Below are 3,812 nucleotides of genomic sequence, written 5' to 3'. Positions count from 1 at the left end.
GCGCCGGGGTCCTGGGCACCCGCGGCCCCCGCCCCCGGCGACTCCCCGGCTCTCACCGACCACCACGGCGACCCGGCGGCCAGCAGCGACCCGTGCTTGACGTCGTAGAAATCCGATCCCGTCCGCAGGGCCACACCCGAGGCCCCACGGGCCGCCGCGAAGAGATGGGGGTGGAAGCGGCTGGTCAGCCAGACCTGCCCGGGCCGGGCGGGCAGTCCCGTGGACCACAGTTCCTGGAACGGCACGAAGCGCGCGCGGGGCAGCTGCAGGGCCGCCAGGGCGCGACCCACCTCGTCGTCGTCACCACCGGCGCCGGACGCGGACTCGGCGCGGTCACACACCATGTCCCACACCACCCGGTCCCCACCGGGGATCGACTCGACCACGGTGATCCGCTCCCCCGGCACCGCCCACGCGGCGAGGACCCGCCCGAGGGTGTCGGCGAGCACCTCCGGCTCGACAAGGTCGGACTGGGCACACACCACCAGATCGCGGCAGGTGTCCGGATCGGGGGAGAAGACGGGGTGGTCACCGGCCTCCACACCCCCCGCGCAGGACAGCGCCAGCCACCCGTCGTCGGCCACGTGGCGGACGGGCACCCCCGTGCCCTCGAGGAGCGCGGAGGAGGCCGCGTCGCGGACGGTGACCAGGTGGTGGTCCCGCAACGCCTCCGCCAACAGCCCGGGGTCCTCGCACGGCACGAACCCCTGGCCCGTGGCCACCACGTGCGCCCCACTCAGCCGGCCCGCCTCTCCCGCCGCGGCGACCACGCCGAGGTGGTGCGGCCACAGGTCGTTGACGTACCCGCCGCCGATCAGGTGCACGACCGACGCGCTGCGCAGCAGGTCGATGCCCGACGCGAGCGCGGGTCGCACCCCGAGGTCGCCCACGGCGGAGCGACAGAACCCGATGGCCTCCACCGCGCCCGTGTGTTCCCCTGCCAGGCGCCACAGCGTGTCGGTGAACAGGACGTCCGGGTGCTCGCCGTGATGGAGGACCGCCGCCTGCCCCGGGGTGTGGCAGTCCACCACCACGGGGGTGCCGGGCAGCCGGTGACGGAGGTACCGCAGCCACCCCGCCAGCAGTTGCTCGTCGCCGTGGTTGGGGTGGCCGGCCGGGGCGATGAGGTAGACGGGACGGTGGACCTCCCGGGGTCGACCCCAGCGCGCGTCCGCGGCCGCCCTCGTGGCGTCGAGCCGACGGCGGGCCCGTCGTCGCAGGCGGGAGGCGGGCGCGGCTCGAGGAGTCGACGTCATGGGTCCACCCTGCCCCACGGTGGGGTCGCGCCCGGGCCGACCCCGCTGATCAGATCTTGACCAGCATCTTCCCCACGTTCGCCCCGCGCATGAGGTCGAGGAACGCGTCGACGGAGTTGTCGATGCCCTCGACCACGGTCTCGTCGAAGACGACCTCGCCCGAGGCCACCCACGGCCCGACCTTCTCCGCGAACTCCTTGAACAGGTGCATGTACTTGTTCACGGTGAAGCCCTGCAGGGTGAGCCCGCGGGTGATGGCGTGCCACATGTTGTCCGGGCCGGGCGAGCGCTCGGTGGCGTTGTAGGAGCTGATCGCGCCGCACAGGGCCAGGCGACCGTCGTCGTTCATCAGGTCCAGCGCGGCCTCGAGGTGGTCGCCGCCGACGTTGTCGAAGTAGACGTCGATGCCCTCCCCGTTCTCGCGACCGAAGTGCTCGCGCAGCAGCGTGCGGACCGGTCCGTCCTTGTAATTGATCGCGGAGTCGAATCCGTAGCTCGAGGTGGCCTTGTCGACCTTCTCCGCACTCCCGGCCGAGCCGACGACCTTCGAGGCGCCCATGAGCCGGGCGATCTGCCCGACGGCCGACCCGACGGAACCGGCCGCGCCGGAGACGAAGACGGACTCGCCCTTCTGGAACCGCCCGATGTGCAGGAGCCCCACGTAGGCCGTGAGGCCCGTGGTCCCGAGGATCCCCAGGTACGCCGAGACGGGAACGCCCTCGATCTCCTGCACCACCCGGAACTGCCGGCCGTCGCCCTGGGCGACGTCCCGCCAGCCGAGGTCGTGCATCACGACCGCGCCGACCGGGTGGGCGTCGGAGCGGGACTCCACGACACGCCCGACGGCGCCGCCGGTCATCGTCTCGTTCAGCTCGAACGGCGGGATGTAGGAGCGGCCCTCGTTCATCCGGCCCCGCATGTAGGGGTCGACGGAGAGGTACTCGTTGGCCACGCGCACCTCGCCCTCGGCGATCGCGGGGAGGTCGACGACGACGGTGCGGAAGTCGTCATGGGTCGGCCAGCCGCGGGGGCGGCTGACGAGCTGGATCTGGGTACTGGTCGTCATCACTCATGTGTACGCGCCCTGTCTGCGGGGCTGCCACCGGCCACACCTCTAGTAGGCTTCGCCTTCGTGCAGGACCAGCCCACTCCCGACCCCGCTTCGGCGACGCTCCCCGACGAGCGCGTCCGCAGTGAGATCGTCAGCGACTCCCACACCTTCCGCCGGGCCGTGGCCGACCTTCGCCAGGGGCTGGGCCAGCGTGAGCTCTGGCTCTCGCTGGGCTGGCAGGACATCAAGCAGCGCTACCGCCGCTCCACACTGGGGCCGCTGTGGATCACCATCGCCACCGGCGTCATGGCCACGGCGTTGGGGCTGCTGTACTCGATCCTCTTCCAGATCCCGTTGGCGGAGTTCCTCCCGCACGTCACCGTGGGTCTGATCCTCTGGGGCTTCATCTCCGGCTGCATCAAGGAGGGCTCGGAGGTCTTCATCTCCAACGAGGGCCTGATCAAGCAGTTGCCCAGCGCGCTCAGCGTCCACGTCTACCGGCTGGTGTGGCGGCAGTTCCTGTTCCTGTGCCACAACCTGGTGATCTGGGTCGTGCTGATGCTCATCTATCCGCGGCCGCTGGGATGGGACCTGCTGCTGGCCGTGTTGGGCCTGGCGGTGCTCATGGTCAACGGCGTCTGGGTGGCGATGCTGTTCGGCATCCTGGCCACCCGCTTCCGCGACATCGCGCCCCTGCTGGACTCCATGGTTCAGCTGCTGTTCTACATGACCCCCATCGTGTGGACCACGCAGACGCTGTACGAGCAGGGCGGGGAGATCGCCGACCGCGCCCGCATCGCCGAGCTCAACCCGCTCTACCACTACCTGGAGATCGTCCGCGCCCCCATGCTGGGCCAGCCCGTCGCCGCGTACCACTGGTGGATCGTCCTGGCCTGCACGGCCGTGGGGCTCATCCTCGCCTTTGTCGCACTGCGCCGGTTCCGCTCCCGAGTCCCGTACTGGGTGTAGGAGGTATATCCCATGAGCCCCGCCACACCCACCCCCGGCGGCGTGTCCATCGACTGTGTGGACGCGTGCGTGGACTTCCCGATCTTCGACGCCAAATCGCGCTCCCTCAAGAAGGCGGTCCTCGGCTCCGCCGGAGGCGCGATCGGCCGGAACTCGTCCAACGTCGTCGTCGTCGAGGCCCTGAAGGACATCACCCTCTCCCTCCGCGAGGGGGACCGCATCGGGCTGGTCGGGCACAACGGTGCCGGCAAGTCCACGCTGCTGCGGTTGCTGTCCGGAATCTACGAGCCCACCCGCGGCGCCGCCCGGATCAGGGGTCGTGTGGCGCCGGTGTTCGACCTGGGTGTGGGTATGGACCCGGAGATCACCGGGTACGAGAACATCATCATCCGTGGCCTGTTCCTGGGCCAGACCCGCAAACAGATGAAGGCCAAGATCGAGGAGATCGCGGACTTCACCGAGCTCGGCGATTACCTGGACATGCCGCTGCGCACCTACTCGACCGGCATGCGCGTCCGGTTGGCGATGGGCGTGGT

The 3,812-nt window shown here is 70.4% G+C and carries 4 protein-coding genes; 2 read left to right on the top strand and 2 right to left on the bottom strand.

Going from position 1 to position 3,812, the window contains the following annotated elements; genetic code table 11:
• The coding region (locus G6022_RS14590; RefSeq protein ID WP_182691850.1) for a polysaccharide pyruvyl transferase family protein at window positions 1–1,256 on the bottom strand (1,256 nt) is incomplete at its 3' end.
• A 49-nt stretch (window positions 1,257–1,305) separates the two neighbouring features.
• Window positions 1,306–2,322: an NADP-dependent oxidoreductase gene (locus G6022_RS14585; RefSeq protein ID WP_182639670.1), complete on the bottom strand. Its 1,017-nt coding sequence runs from the start codon at window positions 2,320–2,322 to the stop codon at window positions 1,306–1,308.
• 66 nt (window positions 2,323–2,388) lie between these two features.
• On the opposite strand from G6022_RS14585, the gene G6022_RS14580 reads away from it, so the two are divergent.
• Together G6022_RS14580 and G6022_RS14575 are read left to right on the top strand one after the other, a co-directional pair.
• Window positions 2,389–3,276, top strand: coding sequence for an ABC transporter permease (locus G6022_RS14580; RefSeq protein ID WP_182639671.1), 888 nt, complete (start codon window positions 2,389–2,391; stop codon window positions 3,274–3,276).
• 12 nt (window positions 3,277–3,288) lie between these two features.
• Window positions 3,289–3,812, top strand: a 524-nt coding sequence (locus G6022_RS14575) for an ATP-binding cassette domain-containing protein (protein ID WP_182691849.1), incomplete at its 3' end; no start/stop codon positions are given.

This window comes from Dietzia sp. Cai40, from assembly GCF_014145165.1.
GTDB lineage: Bacteria > Actinomycetota > Actinomycetes > Mycobacteriales > Mycobacteriaceae > Dietzia > Dietzia natronolimnaea.
The sequence above is the reverse complement of the archived record's forward strand: the minus strand, read 5'-3'. Positions and strand labels throughout refer to the sequence as shown.